General features: G+C 68.5%; 18 protein-coding genes. 2 read left to right on the forward strand and 16 right to left on the reverse strand.

Translation table 11 applies throughout. From position 1 onward, the window contains the following. Nucleotides 1–42: 42 nt before the first annotated feature. Genes bioB through C6V83_RS12535 form a run of 4 tightly spaced genes read right to left on the reverse strand, consistent with a single transcriptional unit; the run spans nt 43 to nt 4,422 of the window. Nucleotides 43–1,083: a biotin synthase BioB gene (bioB, locus tag C6V83_RS12520; RefSeq protein ID WP_105942670.1), complete on the reverse strand. Its 1,041-nt coding sequence runs from the start codon at nt 1,081–1,083 to the stop codon at nt 43–45. Then, nucleotides 1,080–1,940 (reverse strand): dethiobiotin synthase, encoded by an 861-nt coding sequence (gene bioD, locus C6V83_RS12525; RefSeq protein ID WP_108702776.1) that lies wholly within the window; start codon nt 1,938–1,940, stop codon nt 1,080–1,082. The genes bioB and bioD overlap by 4 nt, the downstream gene beginning before the upstream one ends. Next, nucleotides 1,937–3,121 (reverse strand): 8-amino-7-oxononanoate synthase, encoded by a 1,185-nt coding sequence (locus C6V83_RS12530; protein ID WP_105942671.1) that lies wholly within the window; start codon nt 3,119–3,121, stop codon nt 1,937–1,939. Before C6V83_RS12530 ends, bioD begins: the two co-directional genes overlap by 4 nt. Then, nucleotides 3,118–4,422 carry an adenosylmethionine--8-amino-7-oxononanoate transaminase gene (locus tag C6V83_RS12535; RefSeq protein ID WP_234353713.1) on the reverse strand — a complete coding sequence of 435 codons (1,305 nt, stop codon included), beginning with the start codon at nt 4,420–4,422 and terminating at the stop codon, nt 3,118–3,120. Before C6V83_RS12535 ends, C6V83_RS12530 begins: the two co-directional genes overlap by 4 nt. Nucleotides 4,423–4,537: 115 nt before the next feature. On the opposite strand from C6V83_RS12535, the gene C6V83_RS12540 reads away from it, so the two are divergent. Together C6V83_RS12540 and treY are read left to right on the forward strand one after the other, a co-directional pair. After that, the gene (locus C6V83_RS12540) at nt 4,538–5,095 is read left to right on the forward strand and encodes a TetR/AcrR family transcriptional regulator (RefSeq protein WP_105942673.1); all 558 of its coding nucleotides are present in this window, start codon (nt 4,538–4,540) and stop codon (nt 5,093–5,095) included. 36 nt (nt 5,096–5,131) lie between these two features. Next, entirely contained in the window at nt 5,132–7,474 is a 2,343-nt protein-coding gene (gene treY, locus C6V83_RS12545) for a malto-oligosyltrehalose synthase (RefSeq protein ID WP_234353714.1), read from the forward strand. A 15-nt stretch (nt 7,475–7,489) separates the two neighbouring features. Here the strand turns inward: treY and C6V83_RS12550 are convergent, their stop codons facing one another. From C6V83_RS12550 to C6V83_RS12605, 12 genes are all read right to left on the reverse strand, one after another. After that, entirely contained in the window at nt 7,490–8,419 is a 930-nt protein-coding gene (locus tag C6V83_RS12550; RefSeq protein ID WP_105942674.1) for a hypothetical protein, read from the reverse strand. Between the two features lie 109 nt (nt 8,420–8,528). Then, entirely contained in the window at nt 8,529–9,683 is a 1,155-nt protein-coding gene (locus tag C6V83_RS12555; protein WP_105942675.1) for an MlaD family protein, read from the reverse strand. Nucleotide 9,684: 1 nt separating this feature from the next. Beyond that, a complete protein-coding gene (locus C6V83_RS12560) occupies nt 9,685–10,788 on the reverse strand; it encodes an MlaD family protein (RefSeq protein ID WP_105942676.1) in 1,104 nt (367 codons plus the stop codon). Next, the gene (locus C6V83_RS12565) at nt 10,785–11,894 is read right to left on the reverse strand and encodes an MCE family protein (protein WP_105942677.1); all 1,110 of its coding nucleotides are present in this window, start codon (nt 11,892–11,894) and stop codon (nt 10,785–10,787) included. The genes C6V83_RS12560 and C6V83_RS12565 overlap by 4 nt, the downstream gene beginning before the upstream one ends. Further along, nucleotides 11,888–12,880: an MCE family protein gene (locus tag C6V83_RS12570; RefSeq protein WP_105943925.1), complete on the reverse strand. Its 993-nt coding sequence runs from the start codon at nt 12,878–12,880 to the stop codon at nt 11,888–11,890. The genes C6V83_RS12565 and C6V83_RS12570 overlap by 7 nt, the downstream gene beginning before the upstream one ends. Then, on the reverse strand, nt 12,877–13,917 hold the full coding sequence (locus C6V83_RS12575) for an MlaD family protein (protein WP_105942678.1): 1,041 nt from the start codon (nt 13,915–13,917) through the stop codon (nt 12,877–12,879). The genes C6V83_RS12570 and C6V83_RS12575 overlap by 4 nt, the downstream gene beginning before the upstream one ends. Further along, nucleotides 13,914–15,221, reverse strand: a complete 1,308-nt coding sequence (locus C6V83_RS12580; RefSeq protein ID WP_105942679.1) for an MCE family protein — start codon at nt 15,219–15,221, stop codon at nt 13,914–13,916. Before C6V83_RS12580 ends, C6V83_RS12575 begins: the two co-directional genes overlap by 4 nt. 6 nt (nt 15,222–15,227) lie before the next feature. Then, on the reverse strand, nt 15,228–16,094 hold the full coding sequence (locus C6V83_RS12585; protein ID WP_105942680.1) for an ABC transporter permease: 867 nt from the start codon (nt 16,092–16,094) through the stop codon (nt 15,228–15,230). A gap of 1 nt (nt 16,095) precedes the next feature. Continuing rightward, nucleotides 16,096–16,869: an MlaE family ABC transporter permease gene (locus C6V83_RS12590; protein WP_105943926.1), complete on the reverse strand. Its 774-nt coding sequence runs from the start codon at nt 16,867–16,869 to the stop codon at nt 16,096–16,098. Nucleotides 16,870–17,375: 506 nt separating this feature from the next. After that, nucleotides 17,376–18,758, reverse strand: a complete 1,383-nt coding sequence (gene ilvA, locus C6V83_RS12595) for a threonine ammonia-lyase IlvA (protein ID WP_105942681.1) — start codon at nt 18,756–18,758, stop codon at nt 17,376–17,378. After that, nucleotides 18,727–19,017: a hypothetical protein gene (locus tag C6V83_RS12600; protein ID WP_234353715.1), complete on the reverse strand. Its 291-nt coding sequence runs from the start codon at nt 19,015–19,017 to the stop codon at nt 18,727–18,729. Before C6V83_RS12600 ends, ilvA begins: the two co-directional genes overlap by 32 nt. Before the next feature lie 70 nt (nt 19,018–19,087). Next, a complete protein-coding gene (locus C6V83_RS12605) occupies nt 19,088–19,693 on the reverse strand; it encodes an IMPACT family protein (RefSeq protein WP_234353716.1) in 606 nt (201 codons plus the stop codon). Nucleotides 19,694–19,750: the final 57 nt, after the last annotated feature.

A 19,750-nucleotide genomic window follows, 5' to 3' on the forward strand; every position in this document is an offset into this window, starting at 1 on the left:
TGAGCCGGAGAGGAGCGAAGCGACGAGCGCGGCGACCAGCGATCAGAGGGTGTCGTTGAGGACCTTGATCGGCATGCTCAAGTCGTCGAGCAGGTCGAGGTCGTCCTCAGCGGGTCGACCGAGCGTGGTCAGGTAGTTGCCCACGATCACGGCGTTGATGCCGCCCAGGATGCCCTGCTTGGCACCCAGATCGCCGAGGGTGATCTCGCGGCCGCCGGCGAAACGGAGAATCGTTCGCGGCAACGCAAGGCGGAAGGCGGCGACAGACTTGAGCGCCTCGGCTGCCGGGAGGACGTCGAGATCGCCGAACGGTGTGCCCGGACGCGGATTGAGGAAGTTCAGCGGCACCTCGTCGGGGTCGAGGGTCGCCAGCTCCGCGGCGAACTCGGCACGCTGCTCGACGGTCTCGCCCATGCCGAGGATGCCTCCGCAGCAGACCTCCATGCCCGCCTCGCGCACCATCCGCAGCGTGTCCCAGCGCTCGTCGTAGGTGTGGGTGGTCACCACCTTCGGGAAGTGACTGCGCGCCGTCTCCAGATTGTGGTTGTAGCGGTGCACGCCCATCGCGGCGAGTTCGTCGACCTGTTCCTGGGTCAACATGCCGAGGCTGCAGGCGATCTGGATGTCGACCTCGTTGCGGATCGCCTCGATGCCGGCGGCGACCTGGCTCATCAGCCGCTTGTCCGGACCGCGGACGGCGGCGACGATGCAGAACTCCGTGGCGCCGGTCTTGGCGGTCTGCTTCGCGGCTTCCACGAGCGACGGGATGTCGATCCAGGCGCTGCGCACCGGGGAGGCGAACAGCCCGGACTGGCTGCAGAAGTGGCAGTCCTCGGGGCACCCGCCGGTCTTCAGCGAGATGATGCCCTCCACCTCCACCTCCGGCCCGCACCAGCGCATGCGCACGTCGTGCGCCAGTTCGAGGAGCTCGGTCAGGCGATCCTCAGGCAGCCGGAGCACGTCGAGGATCTGCTCGTAGCGCAGCGCTTCGCCGCACTCGAGGACCTGTTCGCGTGCGACGACGAGGATGTCGCTCTCGGTCTGGTCGGTGGCGGCCGCGGGGGCCTCGTCGACGGTGGTCACAGGGTCTCCTTCTGTACGGGGGCTGAATGGGTGACGGGTGATCTCGACTCCGCTCGATCAGCGAACGGAACCGCTCGATCAGCGAACGGAACCGCTCGATCAGAAACAGGAACCGCTCGATCAGCGAACGGAACCGCTCGATCGGAGAGAGGGATGGCTGGATCGGCGGAGCGTTCCCAGAGGTGGGAGCCGCGGAACCACGACGGTGCGGCGGCCCGGAAGTCGCGCGACGAGCGCCGGCCGGCGCCGGCCGGAACGGCGGCGAGCACCGGTGCGCCGGTCAGGCGAGGCAGGTCGTCGGCGTTGCAGGTCATGGCGAGGTCGGGCCGCTGCGGCCACGAGCCGAGAACCAGACCGGCCACCTCGCACCCGCCCGCTCGGAGCGCGTCGACGGTGAGTTCGGTGTGGTTCAACGTCCCCAGACCCGGATCGGTCACCACGACGACGGGGGCGTCGAGGGCAGCAGCGACGTCGATCAGCGTGAGATCCGGCGCGAGCCGCACGAGTACTCCCCCGGCTCCTTCGACCAGGACCAGATCCGCTTCCGAGCGCAGTTGCTCCACGGTCTGGCAGACCTCGTCGATCCGCACGAACCGTTGCCCACTGCGACGCGCCGCCGTCTCCGGTGCGAGCGGCTCGCGATAGCGCACCACCTCGGCCGTGCGGAGCTCGCCCGCCAGCGCGACGACGGTGTCGAGATCACCGGCTTCGTCCGGGCCGACGCCGGTCTGCGCGGGTTTGCAGACGGCGACGCGCAGACCGTCGGCCTGCGCCGCGGCCGCCAGCGCGGCGACTGTCACCGTCTTGCCGACGTCGGTGGACGTGCCGGTGACCACCAGTACCTGCCCGGGTGTCATCGCGCCCCCACGTGACGGAGGGCATCGTCGACGACGCCGGCGACCGTCTCCAAGGTGGGCCGGTTCAGGTCGGCGCGCACGGTCACGCGCAGCCGCGACGTCCCGGCGGGCACCGACGGCGGACGGAAGCAGCCCACCAGGATGCCGCGGTCACGGCAGTACGCGGCGGCGGCGACCGCGGCGACCGGATCGCCGACGATCAGCGAGACCACCGCGGAACCGGGCACCGGCGCGCCGACGGCCGCAGCGAATGCCGACGCCGATTCACCGAGTCGCACAGGCAGTTCCGGATCGTCCCGCAGCACACCCAGTGCTGCGTGCGCTGCACCGACGGCTGCCGGGTTGAGGCCGGTGTCGAAGATGAACGTGCGTGCCCGGTCGATCAGGTGCGCACGCAGCAGCGTGGGGCCGGCGACGATCCCGCCCTGCGCGCCGAGCGACTTCGACGCCACGGCGGTCACCACCAACCCGTCCGCACCGGAGAGCCCGCACTCGGCGACGACGCCGCGGCCTCCGGGGCCCCGCACCCCGAGCGCGTGCGCCTCGTCGACCAGCAAGGTCGCGCCGGATTCATAAGCGGCGCCGTACAAGTCGGCGATCGGCGCACACTCGCCGTCGATGCTGTAGATGGAATCGGTCACCACCAACGCACGTCGTTCGGAGCGGGCCGCCAGTGCGCGGCGCACCGCGTCGACGTCACCGCGTTCGACGACGACCACGCGGGCCCTCGACAGGCGGCAACCGTCGATCAGCGACGCGTGGGTGCCCGTGTCGCTGACGATCAGGTCCCCGCGACCGGCGAGCGCGGTGATCGCCCCGATGTTCGCGAGGTAGCCGGAGGAGAAGAGCAGTGCCGCATCGAAGCCGAGGAAGTCGGCGACGTCGTCCTCGAAGTCGACGTGGGCCGCAGTGGTGCCGACCACCAGTCGCGACGACGTCGAACCCGCACCCCATACGGCCGCCGCACGCGCCGCGGCCGCGATCACCCGGGGATGCCGAGAGAGCCCGAGGTAGTCGTTGGAGGCGAGATTCACCTCGCTCGCGTGCGCCTGCCGCGCGATCGGCGAACGGTGCAGGCCCGCCGCCTCGACGGCCGCGGCTTCCTCGGCGAGCCACCCGAGCGGGTCGACCGGCGCCGAGGAGGACCGCATCGCGGCGGCGGTTCCGGTGTCGATGGTCATGCCACTCCCGCCACCGCGTCGGCCGTCGCCGCGAGGCTGGCCCGCGCCGCCGCCGCCATTCCGGCGGCGACCGCATCGACCTCGGCCTCGGTGCAGATGTAGGGCGGCATCGCGTAGATCAGCTTGCCGAACGGACGCAGCCAGACGCCACATGCCACGGCGGCGTCGGTCGCGGCGACCATGTCGACGGCGCGATCGAGCTCGACGACGCCGATCGCGCCGAGGGTCCTGACGTCGGCTACCCCGGGGAGGCCGGACACCTCGGCGAGGCCGGCGGCAAGTCGGTCGCCGATCATCGCGACCCGTTCGCGCCAGGCTCCGTCGTCGAGCAGACTCAGCGAGGCGCCGGCGACCGCACAGGCGAGCGGGTTGGCCATGAAGGTGGGGCCGTGCGCGAGGCCGCCGGCCTCGCCCGCGCTGATCACCTCCGCCACCCGCCCGGTGGTGAGGGTGGCGGCCAGCGTCAGGTATCCGCCGGTCAGCGCCTTCCCGACGCACATCACGTCCGGGCTGATGCCGGCGTGATCCACCGCGAACAGTTCCCCGGTGCGCCCGAAACCGGTGGCGATCTCGTCGCAGATCAGCAATACGTCGTACTCGTCGCACAGCCGGCGCAGCTCGACCAGCAGTCGCGGATCGTGGAATCGCATGCCGCCCGCACCCTGGACGATCGGTTCCACGATCACGGCGGCGAGCTCGTGCGCGTGCGCCGCCAGCGCCGCCTCCAGCTCCGCGACGTACGCCGGATCGAAATCGCGGGGCGGGGCGCCGACGAAGACCTGCTCGGTCAGCACGCCGCGCCACATCGCATGCATGCCGCCCTCGGGGTCGCAGACGCTCATCGGTGCGAAGGTGTCGCCGTGGTAGCCGCCGCGCCAGGTGAGCAGCCGCCGCTTCTCGGGGCGACCCAGACTGCGCTGGAACTGGATCGCCGTCTTGACCGCGACCTCCACCGACACCGACCCGGAATCGGCGAAGAACACCTTGGTCAGCGGTTCCGGCGTCAGTTCCACGAGTCTGGCAGCCAGCGCGACGGCCGGTTGGTGCGTGAGACCGCCGAACATCACGTGCGACATCGCGCCGAGCTGCCGCGTCGCGGCCGCATCGAGCACCGGGTGCGCGTATCCGTGGATCGCGGCCCACCACGAACTCATCCCGTCGAGGAGCTCGGAGCCGTCGGCCAGCACGATACGTGTGCCGGCGCACGAGGCGACCACGCGCGGCGGCGTCGACGCGGGAAAGCCCCCGTACGGATGCCAGACGTGCTCGGCGTCGAGATCGGCGATCTGCGCAGCGTCCACTGCGACCTCCTTCCGGTGAGCGACCTGGACAACGTACAGGGCTGGTGTCGAGACAGAGTAGCCCAGACACCTGAACGATGTACAGGACCGCACGCAGGCGGTATAGGGTGGCGGCGTGACGAACACCCGAGCGGACATCCTCCAGGCGGCGCGCGGCATCCTGGCCGAGCACAGCCTCGCCGAACTGACGATGCGACGGCTGGCCACCGAGGTCGGAGTCCGCCCGAACGCGCTGTACTGGCACTTCCCCAACAAGCAGTCCATGCTCGCCGCGCTGGCCGACGATCTGCTCGCCGGCGTCTCCGCACCCGCGACAGCGGCCTGGGACCAGGGCCTGCGCGAGATGGCGACCGCCATGCGCGGCGCACTGCTCGCCGTGCCGGACAGCGCCGAAGTGGTCTCGTCCGCGTGGGCCTCCGGCCTGGCCCAGGACGACCTCGCCGGGCGGATCGCCGCCCAGGCGGCGACCGGCGGCCTCTCGCAGGGCGCCGCTCGAGCCGTCGCCACCGGGATCTGTCAGCTCACCATCGGGCTGACCATCGAAGAGCAGACCCGGAAGCAGATGGAACGACTGGGCGTCACCGGTCCGTCGGGCCGCGATTTCGCGGCCGAGTTCACCGACGCACTAGAGGTGATCCTCGACGGCGCCAGGGCGGCCCGTAGCGCCGCCTGACCCTGGTCGAACACGTCCGGGCGATAGGATTCGGCGGTGACCACCATCCCGATCGAGCCGATCGCGACCTACCGGGTGCAACTGACCCCGGAATTCGCCTTCGCCGAGGTCGTCGGGATCCTCGACCACCTCGTCGAGCTGGGGGTTTCGCACCTGTACCTCTCCCCGATCCTGGCCGCGATGCCCGGCTCTGAACACGGGTACGACTGGAGTCCGCCGCCGCGCGTCGCTCCCGCACTCGGCGGCCTGGACGGGTACCGACTGCTCCGCGCGCACGCGCGCGCCGTGGGCATCGGCATCATCGTCGACATCGTCCCCAATCACGTCGGGATCGGCGACGCCGCCGCCAATCCGTGGTGGGCAGACGTGCTGCGGCACGGGATGGCGTCGTCGTACGCCGACTACTTCGACCTGCACCCGATGACGATCGAGGGCGTCGACGGACTGATCGGTCTGCCCGTCCTCGGCTCGCTCGACGACCTGAACCTGTTGCGCCTCGACGACGACGCCAACCTCTGCCTGCACGAATGGACGCTCCCCACCGCGCCGGGCACCGCCGCCCCCGGCGACGACCCTCGCACGGTGCTGGCACGACAGCACTACCGCCTGGTGCCCAGCGTCGGCGGCCCGCTCGGGTATCGGCGATTCCTGAACATCACCGAGCTGGCCTGCCTGCGCGTCGAGGAGCCGGCCGTCTTCGCCGCCACCCACCGCTGGCTCCGCGACATGCTCGACGACGACCTGCTCGACGGCGTTCGGGTCGACCACCTCGACGGTCTGCGCGACCCTCCCGGCTACCTGCGGCGGCTCCGCGACCTGGTCGGTCCCGACCGGCTCATCTACGTCGAGAAGGGGCTGGCGGTGGACGAGCGGCTCGACCCGGGCCTACCCGTCGACGGCACCACCGGCTACGACCAGCTCCAGCTGATCGAGGCCATCTTCACCGCCGCACCCGGGGTGATCGAGCTCGACGAGATCTATCGATGGGTCACCGGCATGCACGGCGACGGCGACGAGCTGCTCGCCCAGGCGCGGCGCATCCGCGAGGAGACCCTCCGCACCAGCTACTCCAACCGGCTGCGCTGGGCCAGTGCCGCCGTCGGCGGGGCGGCGCCGTCGGTGCCGTTGTACGTGGTGGAGCAGGCCGTCGCGGCGTTCGTGGTCTGCCTCCGGATCAGCCGGCCGGACTATCCGCCGCTGTTGCCGGCGGTCCTGGACATCATTGAGGACGCCCGCGCCGGCGTACCCACGGCCACGGCCGGATTCGATGCGCTGGCCGCGGTGTTCTTCGCCCCCGACGAATATCCCGAGGCCGTGTTCCGGGTGAGCGAACTGGCCGCGGTGGTCACCGCCACCGCGATCGAGTCGATCGGCTTCCACCGCACCGCCCGCCTGGTGTCGGTGCAGGAGATCGGGTGCAACCCGCGCCAGCCCTCGGTGAGCCGGCCCGTCTTCCACGAGCGCAATCGCGAACGCGCACGCAGCTGGCCGCTGGCGCTCACGTCGACCTCCACCCACGACACCAAGCGCAGCGGGGACGTGCGGGCCCGCATCTCGATCATCGCGCAGGTCCCCCAGCGCTGGAACGTGCTGGTGCACCGGATCTGGGAGCTGTGCCCGCCCCCGCACCCGCGCACCGCCTACCTGCTCCTGCAGAACGTGGTCGGCGTCTGGCCGGAGGAGGGTCTGCCCGGGCCGACGCTGCACAGTCGACTCTCCGCGTACACGGCCAAGGCGATGCGCGAGGCCGCGCTGATCACGTCGTGGTCGGACCGCAACGAGGATGCCGAGCAGGAGACCTTGGAATGGCTCGCCTCCTTGCTCACCGGAGCGCCGGCCGCGATGATCTCCGAGTTCGTTCGGTTGATCGGACCGGCAGGCCGGGACGAGGGCCTGGCCAGAGAGGCGATCGCGCTACTCGGACCGGGTGTCCCCGACATCTACCAGGGCACCCAGTGGTGGGACGATTCGCTCACCGACCCGGACAACCGGCGCCCCGTCGATTACCGACGGCCTCGGGACCAGCCCAAGTTCCAGCTGATCAGCGAGGCGCTCGCAGTACGGCGCCGGCACCCCGCGGCGTTCGGCCGCGCCGGCGCCTATCACGAGGTGACCGCCCGCGGCACCCGCGCACGCCACATCATCGCGTTCGCGCGCGGCCGGTGCGGACGGGAACCCGACGTCGTGGTGGTGGCGGTGCGCATGTCGCAGACCTTCCGTACCGGGCCCGAGCGGGAAGAAGCCCAGGTGAATCTCCCGGACGGCCGATGGTACGACGTGCGCACCGGCGACGTACACGCGGGGCGCACCCGCACCGACGAGTTGCTCGGCGATCGATCCGTGGCGATTCTCGAGCGGGTCGACGACGTCGCCGAATGAGCCGCGCCCCGGGGATCAGCCCCCGGGCTGCTCTGCGGGTGCCTGCTGCGTGGGCTGCGGCACCGGATTCTGCGGCACCGGATTCTGCGGCTGCCCCGGCGGCGTCTGCCCGGTTGCCGGGTCGGCCGAGACACCCTGCACGGTGGTCATCCGCGAGACGAGCCACGATCCCCCGTCCTTGACCAGGTCGAGCTCGAGCAGGAAGGGTTGCTTGCCGCCGCCCGGCGCAGCCGCGCTGGTACCGGACATCTCCGCGGTCACCAGGGTGGTCGCGCGGTCGGCGCTGAACGACTCGACGGTCACCACTCCGACCGCGATCTCGATGTTGGCCAGCCCGGCGTCCCGCGCCCACTGGACCGTGGTCTTGGCGTCGAGCTCGATCCGTTCCTTGGCCTCCCCTGCGGTCAGCGGCAAGATCTCGCTCTTGATCTGCTCCTCGGTGGCGCCCTGCGCCATCATCGTCGGGAAGTAGGTCTTCACGAAGTGCTCCGAGGCGGCCTTGGAGTCGTCGAAGGCGGCCAGGGTCCGGGACTTGGCCACGACCTGCCAGCTGAGCAGACCGATCGCGACGACGGCCACGATCGCCAGCAGAGCCAGTCCGGCGCGCACCAGGCCGGCGGTGGTGACGGTGAACTCGCCAGACCGGCGCGCCGGTGCGTCGTCGGCATCTGCGGCCTTCTTCGCCGCGGCCGCGCTCGCCGGCTTCTTGGCCTTCGCCGCGCCCGGATTCTCGTTGTTCCCGGCGGACTTCTTCGCGGCAGTCTTCTTCGCCGCTGCCCGATCAGCCGGACGCTCTACCTCGACCGTGTCCTCGGCGGAGGTCTCCTCGGCCTCGTCCTCGGCGGCCACCGCGTCGTCGGCCGGCGCCTCGGTCTCGACGACCTCCGTCGTCTGGTCGTCCACGGGCTGCTCGTCGGGGTCTTGCGGAGTCGGGTCGGAACTCATAGATCCTTCATCATCTCGTCGTTCTCGGATGGTCCTCAGCGTACTGCCGACCGGTCCCGTGCCCCGGTCGGCGCTACCGACCACAGGCTGTGATCGGAGTGCGCCGACGCTACTTCAGCGGGACCGTGCGGGCGTTCGGGTCGAAGCCCGGGGGCGGATTGGCGGTGTCGTCGCCCTTCGGCCGCGGGGCGTTGACCGAGCCCCGGATCTGCTGGTTCGGGTCGCTGGTCACGCAGTAGAGGTTCTTCGGCACCGACGACTCCAGGATCTGCGTGGGCCGTGTCGGCGTCACCTGGTAGTCGCAGTACGGCCGGATGAACAGTGAGGCCATCGTCCACCACGCGCCGTCGTGGAACATCTTCTGCGATTGGACGGCGCCGTCGCGGATCGACGGCATCAGCACCGCGAGCGTCGGAGCGCGCAGGGCGCCCTGCTGCGCGACGTCGAGGAACTGACCCAGCACGTCGGTCACCGGATCGGTGATCGTGTCCAGCGAACCGGTCAGGCTGGTGAGCCGTCCCGGGCCGGTGCCCAGCAGGGTGCGCAGCTCGGCATCGGAGGCGGCTGCGGCGTTGATCAGATCGGCGCCGCCGCTGATCAGCCTGCCCAGATCGGGCTGGACGTCGGCGGTGGTCTTCAGGATGGTGCCGAGGTTCTGGATCATCTCCGTGGTCTGCGGCATCACGTTGTACAGCTGCGCGAAGATCGTGCCCGCCGACTGGAAGATCGACTTGAGCTGATTCGGCTGGTCGTCGTTGAGGGCGATCGTCAGCTCGCCGAGGGCGGCCGACAGCTTGTCGGTGTCGACCTGGTCGATCAGCTCCAGCGTGGATTCCAGCAGTTGTGGGAACGGCACGGTGACGTCCGTCTGGGCCGGCTCGATCACCGCGCCGTCGCTCAGATAGGGACCGTCGTCCGTTTTCGGCACGATGTCGACGTACTGCTCGCCCCCGGCCGACAGACCCAACGCATAGAACGTCGAATCGCGGTTGATCTTGTACTTCGATTGCAGTTCCACCGTGACGTCGACGGTCTTCGGAGTCACCTGGATGCTCTTGACCGAGCCGATCTCCACGCCGCGCAGTGCGACCTTGGAGGTCTCCTGCAGACCGCCGGAGACGGGGAACTTCACCAGGACGTCGTACCGGCTCTGCCACGGCCGCAGGTTCAAGGAGACGAACGCCAGGTAGGCCAGTCCGACCACCATCACCAGCAGGAGCGCGATGTTGCCGAGCAGAATCGCATGCTTGCGCAGGAACGCCATGCTAGTTCGCCCCCCTCGTCCCGGTCAGCCGCGCGAGGATCAGCGTCAGCGTCTGCTGCAGGCTCTCCACGGTATTCGGGATGTCCTGCAGTTCCGGCCAGCGCGATCCGGAGTCGAAGCCGACACCCGGCGTGAGCCACCACAGTCTGGTCGCGACCGTCGCGGCCGAGCCCGGCGTGCTGTTCTGCCACTTCGGATTCAGCTCGAACAGGCGCTTCATCAGCGGTTCCAGCTGCGGAGCGGTCTTGTCCAGCGCAACCATCGTCGTCGCGAGGTGCCCGGTCAACTCGATGAGCGCGCCCTCCCGCTTGTTCAGGAAGTCGGCTGTCGCCTGGGTGACCTGGTTCGACTTGGCGAGTGTGTCCAGGATGAGCCCGAGTTCGTCGTTGACGACGTTGATGGCCGGCGGCAGCTTGTTCACGGCCGCCGCGATCTGGTTGCGGCCGGCGGCGAGCTGACCGGTCAGCTTGGCCGTGTTCGCCATCGCCTTGTCCACTTCGGCGGCGTTGGCGTTGAACTTGCTGATCGCCGTCGTGAAGCCGTTGATGGCGCCCTGCAGCTCCTGATACTTGTTCTCGCCCGAGATCGCGGTGCTCAACTCGGTGAAGATGGTCTGCAGGGAGGCGATGGAACCGGAGTCGACCTGGGCGGTCATCGAGATCAGCAGGTCTTCGACGGTCGCCGCGGCCGAGGTCTCGCCGGACAGCGTCTGGCCTTCGGTCATGAAGCCCTGGTCGGCGGTCGGCGGAAGGTCGAGCGCCACGAAGACGTCGCCCAGTGGGGTGGCCTGCCGCAGCTCGGCCCCGGTCCCCACCGGGATCTTGGCCGACTCCGAGATGTTCATGGTGACGACCGCCTGGTAGTTGTCGGCGGTGATGTCGGCGACCTCGCCGACGTCGGTGCCGTTCAGACGCACCTTGGCCTGATTCGGGAGATTCAGCGCGTTGTCGAACCTCGCCTTGAGCTCAATGGTCTCGCCCAGTCCGCCCGGCGACGGCAGCGGGATCTGCTCGACGGTGATGCCCGGCAGGGCGCCGCACGCGGTGAGACTCGCCGTGGTCACCACGGTGACCGCGCCGAGGGCCAGCTTCTTGATCCGGTTCATCGCCTGCTCAACTCCAACAGTCCGGAGAAGATGCCCAGGTCCGGACCGAAGTCCTTCAACTGCGCCGTGCGGCAGCCGTTCTTGCGGAGGTTGATCGCCTCGCAGAACCGGGACAACATCTCGTTGTCGATCAGCGACTTGTCCAGCAGTACTCGGGCACGCCAGGCCCCCTGCTCGGCGGAGACCGAGTTGGCCAGGTTCTGGAACAGCAGCGGCGCCATGTCGACCGCGTCGACCACTTCGCGCGAGTAGTCCGACAAGTTCGAGGCGAGAGCAGCGAGTCGGCTGAACGACGACGAGATGTTCCCCGAGTTCCCTTCCAGGAACTCCGCGGTGTTCTGGAGGGTCTCGTTCACGCTCGCCAGCGTGGCCTCCAGACCGACGCTCTGCTCGCCCAGCATGTCGGCCACCTTGGTGACCGAGTCGGAGAACGCGAGCATCTTCGGGTAGTTGGCCACCAGCGTGCTCGACAGCTCGCTGATGTTCTCGATGATCTCACCGATGCCGTCGGCGTTGGTCGCACCCAGGCGCGCGGCCTTCTCCAGCGCGCTGAGCGCCGAACGGAGCCGCTCACCGTTGCCGTCGGCGATGCCGGAGGCGATGTCGATCAGCTCGGCCATCGGACGATCGCCGTTCTCCTCGCCGGCCAGGTTGGCCACCAGCGAGTCGATCGAGTCCAGGAGTGTGCCGATCTCCACCGGGGAAGCGGTGTGCGCCAGCGTGGCACCGGGCTGCAGTTTCTCGCCCTCGGTGTAGACCGGCGTCAACTCGATGTGCCGGGTGGTGACGATCGAGGTGTTCACGATCGCGGCCGTCGCGTCCGCCGGGATCGCGATGTCGTCGTCGACCGCGAGTTCCACCTTCACCCGAGTCCCCGTCGGCGTGATCGAGACGACCCGGCCGACCGGCATGCCCAGCACTGCGACGTCGTTGCCCTCGTACAGACCGGCCGCGCTGTCGAAGTAGGCGATGTACGTCTGCCAGCTGCCGACCGCCGTCTTCCAACTCGTCGGCACCAGTGCGCAGCTGGTGAGGCCCAGCGCGACCACCGTGGTCATCACGGTCGCGGCCCATACCCGGCGCCACCGGGTCTTCCGCGTCAGCATCCGTCCACCACCCTTGCTTTGCAGAGCCAGTTGTCCGGGAACAGACCCCACGGCAGGTAGCTGTTCGCGTAGGGTCCGTCGCCGGTCAGGTTGGCGATCGAACGCGCCGTCACCGGCAGGATGTCCAGCAGGTTGCGCAGATTGTCACGGTTCTTCTCCAGGCCCTGGCTGATGGTGTTCAGATTCGCCATGAACGGGGCGAACTGGTCCTGGTTCTGCTCGGCGACCTTCTCCGACTGCGCCATGAGTTCGGCCAGACCGTTGAGCAGCCGGGTGACCATCGCCTCGCGCGCCTGGATCTTGCCGGCGAGCTGCGCCCCCTGTCCGACGATGATGGACAGCTGCTTCTGGCTGTCCGCCATCTGCGAGCTCACGAAGTCGGTGTCCTTGATCAGCTGATTGATCTGGTCGTGGCGGTTGTTGATGACGTCCGACATCTGGGTCAGCGCGTCGAGTGTCGGCTTGGCGATGTCCGGAACGCCGGCGAGCTGCTTGTTGAGACTGGTGAGGCTGGTGGCGAGCTGCTCGTTGTCGATTCCGGCGATGATCGGCACACCGGCCTCGAGCGTCTTCTGCAGGTCGTAGGGGACCTCGGTGTTCGGGATCACGCCGTCCCGGGCGGGAGCACCGCCCGAACCCATGTCGATCTCGACGAAGCGCTGGCCCAGCAGGGTGGACAGCTTGATGGTCGCGGTGCCGTCGTCGGTGACCTTCACGTCGTCGTCGACGCGCATGGTCACCTTGACCCGGGAACCGTCGAGCTCGGTGCCGGACACCTCGCCGACGTCGATGCCCGCCACTCGGACCTTGTCTCCCGATCGGATGCCGCCGGCATTGGTGAAGTACGCCGTGTAGTTGGTCTTGCCGATACCCAGCGAACTCCAGCCGACCACCCCGACCATGATCGCGATGATCACGACCGATCCGATCAGCCCGTACCAGAGCAGGCGGCGTTCACCCCACGACGCGGACAGACGCTTCTTCATCGGCACACCACCGAGTGTTGTTTGCCGCCGATCTGGGTCAGCAGACCGGGCGGAAGGAAGACGCCTCCGAAGGAGATGTCGAGTTCACAGACGTAGATGTTCAGGTAGGTGCCCTGGCTAATCACCATCGGGAAATGCACGAGGAAACTGGGCAGCACCACCGCGGCCCGGTCGAGCGTGCCGCCGATGTTGATCAGCTTGGTGGTGGAGCTGCGGGCGGCCAGCCCCGCGGTCTGCAGCGACTCCTCGCTCTTGGCGAGCACGTTGCCGAAGCCCTGTGCGGTGCGGCCGATCAACTGAACCGACTTGCCGAAGGCCGCGGAGTTGCTGTTGAGGCCCTCGACGAGCCTGGCCGTGTTGTCGATCAGGTCCTTGACCTGGTCACCCTGCGAGGCCAGCTCGCGCATCACCACGGACAGGTTGTTGATGATCGTGCCCAGCACCTCGTCGCGGTTCGCCATGTCCTCGGCGACCTGGCCGATCTGGGCGATCGTGTTGGTCAGCGAGACCGCGTCGCCGACCTGGAAGGTGTTGATCAGACTGATCGTCAGATCGTTCACCTGCTCGGGGGTCATGGTCTCGAAGACGGGCTGAAACCCGGCCAGCAGCACCGAGACGTCGAACGAGTCGACGCCCGGGAGCTTGAGCGCGCTCCCCTTCGGCAGCTCGACGCCCGCCCCCTCCTCGCCGTACAGGTTCAGCGCCAGATAGCGCTGGCCGATCAGGTTCTGGTAGCGGATCGACGCCTGGGTGTTCTGGTACATCTTCTGCGAGTTGAGGACGTCGAATCCGACCTGCGCCTTGCCGTCGACGAGCTCGATCGATTCGACGCGGCCGACCCGCACACCGGCCATGCGGACGTCGTCGCCGACGGCCAGTCCGGAGGCGTCGTTGAAGGTCGCCCGGTAGTCGCTGGTCGGTCCGTCGAGGGTGCGTTCGAGGGTCGACCAGATCAGGTACGTCATGAACAGCGCGACCACGGCGAAGGCGGTGAAGCCGAGCAGTGGTGTGCGGATACTCGCGGCTGGCTGACTCACTTGTCTCCTCCCTTCGCGTCGGGCACCGGACGCACTCCCGAGACCAGCGGGCCGAGCATCAGCTGCTCGGCCGCCGACGGCTTGCGGCCCAGCGCTTCGCCGAGGGTCTTCGAATCCTGCTTGGTGGTCACGCCGCGGGCGACGGCACGGCGCTGGATGCCGTTCTCCGGATAGATCTTCAACGGGCCGGACATCGTCGGACCGGTGCCGGTACCCGGACCGACACACCCCGGGCCGCGCAGCTGACCGTACTTGCCGCCGTCGTACACCGGACAGTTCTGCCGCGTGTACTGGAGGAACGGGCTGAAGCTGATGCCCAGGTTCAGCTGCACCTTGCCGTTGGTCCCGGTGAAGACGCCGAGGACCCGGCCGGCCAGCACGTACAGCTCACGGACCGCCTGCGGCATGGCATCGGGGTCGTAGACGACGGCGCCGATCATCGTGTTCAGGTCGCCGACGATCTCGATGCCGCCGTCCCCGTTCTTGGCGAACAGCGACTGCGTCTGATCCAGAAGGCCCTGCCCGGACGACAGCAGCGCGGTGAGGTTGCGCTGGTTCTCGGCGATGGTCATGGCCGGGACGACGCTGCGGCCGAGTGCGTCGAGCAGTTCCGGCGTCGACTCGGAGATTCCGGAGACCGCCGCGTTGAAGTTGTCGAAGCCGGACGGCGCACCCGGCGGGAACTGCGCGTTGAGTTCCTTGAAGTAGGTGTCGAGCACCGGCAGGAAGGTCTTGAAGGCCGCACCGCCGCCTTTGAGTGCCTCGGAGAGGGTGCCCAGGACCATGCCGAGGTCCTCGGCAGGCACCGCGGCAAGCAGGTCGCGCAGTTCGTTCTGCGCATCCTGCAGGCGAATCGTCTTGGCACTGGTGTCGGCTTCGATCACCGAGTTGTCGGTCAGGCGGCCCGCGACCGGGTTCTCCGGCGTGGTGAACTCGACGGAGTTGACGCCGAACAGGTTGGCGGGCACGGTGCGCGCCCTGGTGTTGCTCGGGATCCCGCGCGCCTGATCGGGCTCGAGGAGGATGTTGACCCTCTTGTTCGGCCCGTTGGCCGTGTTACCCGTGGTCTCGACGCTGTCGACCACCCCGACGATGAGACCGTTGTAGCGGACGTCCGATCCGGGAATCAGGCCGTCGCCGACGTCGGTCATCTGCGCCTGGACCTCGACCACCGAGTCGAACTTGCCGTCGTACCGCATGAACAGGAGCACGGCGACGACGAGGACGACCGCCATGGCGGCGACACCGCGCCAGAAGTACGCGCCCACCGACGGGTCGCGGCCACCTGTATCTACACGAACCATGTCCTGTTACCCCGAAATCTTGATTCCCGACGTGGTGCCCCAGAACACCAGCGTCATGATCAGGCTGGCGAAGACGATCGCGATGATCGCCAATCGGATGGCGTGACCGGCTGCGATGCCGACGCCCTCCGGCCCGCCCGAGGCGAAGTACCCGTAGTAGCACTGGATGAAGGTAGTCAACAGCACAAAGACCACGACCTTGAGGAACGAGAAGATCACGTCCGAGGAGAGCATGAACTGCTGGAAGTAGTGGAGGTAGGTGCCGGCACCCTGCCCGCTCTGGAGCTGGAAGACGACCTGGGCCGCGATGTAGTTCGCGGCCAGCGAGATCGCGTACAACGGCACGATCGAGAGCACCGCGGCCGCCATGCGGGTGGTGACCAGGTACGGCAGCGGCCGGATCGCGATGGCCTCGAGGGCGTCGATCTCCTCGCTGATCCGCATGGAGCCCAGCTGCGCGGTGAATCGGCAGCCCGACTGTGCGGCGAAGGCCGTCGCCGCGAGCAGCGGGGCGATCTCGCGGGTGGTGGCGAAGGCCGAGAGCGCACCGGTCAACGGTTCCATGCCGAGCAGGTTCAGCGCCGTATAGCCCTCGATGCCGACGGTCGCACCACCCATGATGCCCAGGATGACCATGACGCCGACGGTGCCGCCGCCCACGACGATCGCGCCGTTGCCCCATGCGACGTCGGACAGCAGGCGCCAGACTTCCTTCTGGTAATGCCGGAAGGTGATCGGTGCCAGACCGATGGACTTCACCAGGAACGTCACGAAGTGGCCCATCGAGACCAGCGCATCGCGCGGGACGATCCACAGCTGCTTGAGCCACTCGAGCGGCCGGAGGACCGGTGCTACATACCGGGACGCGGTCACGTCACACCACCTTCGTCGGAACGACGAGCGCGAACAGCTGGGTCAGCACCACGTTGACGGTGAACAGCATGATCACCGAGTTCACGACGGCCGCGTTCACCGAGTTCGCGACGCCGGCCGGACCGCCGCTCGTGGTCAGCCCGCGGTCGCAGGCGACCACGGCGACGATGGCGCCGAAGATCACCGCCTTGACCAAGGCGAATATCAGGTCCGGCGGTCCGGCGAACGACGCGAACGTGCCGGTGTAACTGCCCGGGGTGCCGCCCTGCATGTACACGTTGAACACGTAACCGGTGATGAAGCCGACGAAGCAGACGAAGCCGCAGAGCAGGAAGCTGACGACCATGGTGGCGAGCAGTCGCGGCGAGATCAGGCGCTCGACCGGGTTGACACCCATCACCTTCATCGCGTCGATCTCGTCGCGGATGGTCCGCGAGCCGAGATCGGCGGCGATGGCCGAGCCGATGGCACCGGCCATGATGAGCGCCGTGACCAGCGGCGCGCCCTGCCGGATCACACCGAGACCGGTCGCGGCGCCGGCGAACGACGTCGCACCGATCTGCCCGGCGATGTTCGACACCTGGATCGAGACGATGACGCCGATCGGGATGGCGACCAACAGCGTCGGGAAGACCGACGTCGAGGCCATGAACCCGCACTGCCGGACGAACTCGCCGAACGGGAAGCGACCCTTGACCAGATCCGTGACGAGCACCCTGAAGACCTCGACGAACATGGCCAGCTGACGGCCGAAGGTCTCGAAGGACTTGGTGATGTGTTCGCGCCACCACTTTCCGAAGCCGGTGTCCGAGAACCTTCGGCGACTCCGAGCAAGCGGCGCGCCGGCATCGACAGTGTCTGTGCTCACTCCCCTGCCTTCACATCCGTCTTGGCGGTCGCGCGGTCCGCAAGAGGACCAAGACCCTGTTTCGGGCCGATCGGACCTGACCCGTGGGTAGGAATATACATACCTGAGAAGCCCTTATGTGTTCGCCCTCACGTTTGATCGGGGTCGTGTCTCAACCGGCCCTCGGTCCGGTACCTGTGATTGCCGACACATCCGGAGCCGGAAACCTTACTGAACAGTAATAAGTCTGGTTACATCCGCTTATCAGATATCCGGACGAGTCCGCTGCGGCCGGAACGGGCGCCGCGCCGAAAGTCTCAAGTCCGACCTGAGGTCGGGCCTCCGCGGCTCGGCGCCGCTACGGGCGCTCGTCACAGAATGTCGGCGAACCCGCCGAGGCGCAGTGTGCAGGTGCGCCGACACACACTGCGTCGTCAGGTGAGGTAGTCGTAGGCAGGGGTGCCCGGCTCGAGGAGTTCGACGTCCAGGCGCGAGTGCTTCATCCGGTCCAGCAGCGCATCGAAGGAGTCCCTGCTGCCCAGCTCGACACCGACCAGCGCGGCGCCGGTCTCTCGGTTGTTCCGCTTCACGTACTCGAACAGGGTGATGTCGTCGTCGGGGCCGAGCACCTCGTCGAGGAAGCGGCGCAGCGCCCCGGGCTCCTGCGGGAAGTTCACCAGGAAGTAGTGCTTGAGACCGCGGTGCACCAGCGAGCGCTCGATGATCTCGCCGTACCGGGAGACGTCGTTGTTGCCGCCCGACACCAGAGCCACGACCTCGGCGCCCTCGGGCAGATCCAGCTCGGCGAGGGCGGTCGCGGCCAGTGCCCCGGCGGGCTCGGCGATGATGCCCTCGTTCTGATAGAGCTCCAGCATCGTCGAGCAGATCGCGCCCTCGTCGACGTGCGTGACGGTGACGCTTCCAGGCGCCAGGTCGACCGCGTCGCGAGAGATCACCGGCGCTTTCGGGTCACCGGTGATCTCGGCGAGCACCGGGTGCTCGACGACGCGCGCGCCCGCCTGCGCCAGGACCCGGTGCCCCAGACTGCCGATGCGCTTGACCGCGGCGCCGTCGACGAACGGGTCGATCTCCGCCAGCGTGTGGGGCTCGCCCGCCACCAACGCCGCGGCCATCGAGACCGCTCCGGCGGGCTCGACGCCGACGATCGCAGTGTCGGGGTACGCGTCGCGCAGGTACGTCACGATGCCGGCCAGGCAGCCGCCGCCGCCGACCGGCAGCACCACCACGTCGGGCTTCGCCCCGAGTTGCTCGACGATCTCCTTGCCGATGGTCCCCTGACCCGAGGCGGTCCGGGGGTCGTCGAACGCGTGGATCCAGGTGGCTCCGGTCCGCAGCACGTCGGTCTGCGCCGCGGAGGCGGCCGCGTCGTACGTGTCGCCCACCGCGAGCAGCTCCACGTACTCCTTGCCGTGCCAGGAGATGCGGTCACGCTTCTGCTTGGGCGTGGTGGTCGGGACGTAGATGCGTCCCCGCACCTTCATGGTGCGACACGCGAACGCGACGCCCTGCGCATGGTTGCCGGCGCTGGCGGCGACGACTCCCGCGGCGAGCTCCTCGGGAGTCAACTGCGCCATCACGTTGTACGCACCGCGAATCTTGTAGGAACGGACCGCCTGCAGGTCTTCGCGCTTCAGGTGCACGTTCGCGCCGGTCGCCTCGCTCAGACGCGGGCAGGCCTCCAGCGGGGTTCGGGAGACGACGCCGTCGAGCGTGGCGGCGGCCGCATCGATGCTGGCCGGAGTGAGTCCGGTGACGGCGGGTGTATCAGTCGCGGGCGTGGTGGTCACGTCCACCATCGTCCCACCGCGCGCCGATCACGACACGCTCGCCCCACCAGACGGCAAGCATCGCGATTGCGCTGACCCACATCGCCACGACGCCGGACCCGCCGGCGACCAGCACGACGGCCACGGCGAGGACGGCTGCGACGACAGCGTGCAGCTTGTAGAGGGGCCATGCGACACCGAAGACGTCAGCCGTCGGCGCGGCGGCGGTGTTCCGTCGATCACGCGCCCGCATTGCGGGTCGGCGGTAAGCGTTGTTCAGTGTCGTCACAACTCGACTGTAGCATGCGCCGACAGGAAAACTTCGGGCTACCGAAACCTGGCACCCGGCGTGCCCGTGATCAGGCCAGACGACGCGCGACCTCGACGACCTGCGCTCCGCCGGAGGTGAGGGACATCAGCCGATCACGCAGACTGCCTTCGTGTTCGGCGCCCACCTCCACGGTGTACGTGACGCACGCAGCGCCGTAAACGGCCCCGTGCACATCGCCGAGGGAATAGAGGAGGCGCTCGGCCCGTCCCGCATCGTGAACCGGGACGTCCAGACGCATCCGGGTGACCGGCCGCGCCTCGCGCAGCGAGGCCTTGTCGAGCACCGCCGTCGCGCTGCCGCCGTAGGCGCGCACCAGCCCGCCGGCACCGAGTTTCACGCCGCCGAACCAGCGCACCACCACAATCGCGGCGTCGACCACCTCGCGCGATGTCAGCGCCGCCAGAATGGGCGGACCAGCCGTTCCGGCGGGCTCGCCGTCGTCGCTGCAGCGCGCGATCCGCTGCGGGCCGCTGCCGATCACCGCACCCCAGCACGTGTGGTTCGCCGACGGATCGCGCTTGCGGTCCACCAGCGCACTCAGTTCGTCCTCGGAGGACACGGGTGCCACGGTCGCGACGAACCGCGACTTGCGGATCGTGGTCGACTCGACCACCTCGTCCGCACCGTCGAGCACCAGCACTAGTCGCCCCGTCCAGTCAGCTCCGCCACCAGCTCAGGACAGGCCCTTCGA

The organism is Gordonia iterans (assembly GCF_002993285.1).
Classification (GTDB): Bacteria; Actinomycetota; Actinomycetes; order Mycobacteriales; family Mycobacteriaceae; genus Gordonia; species Gordonia iterans.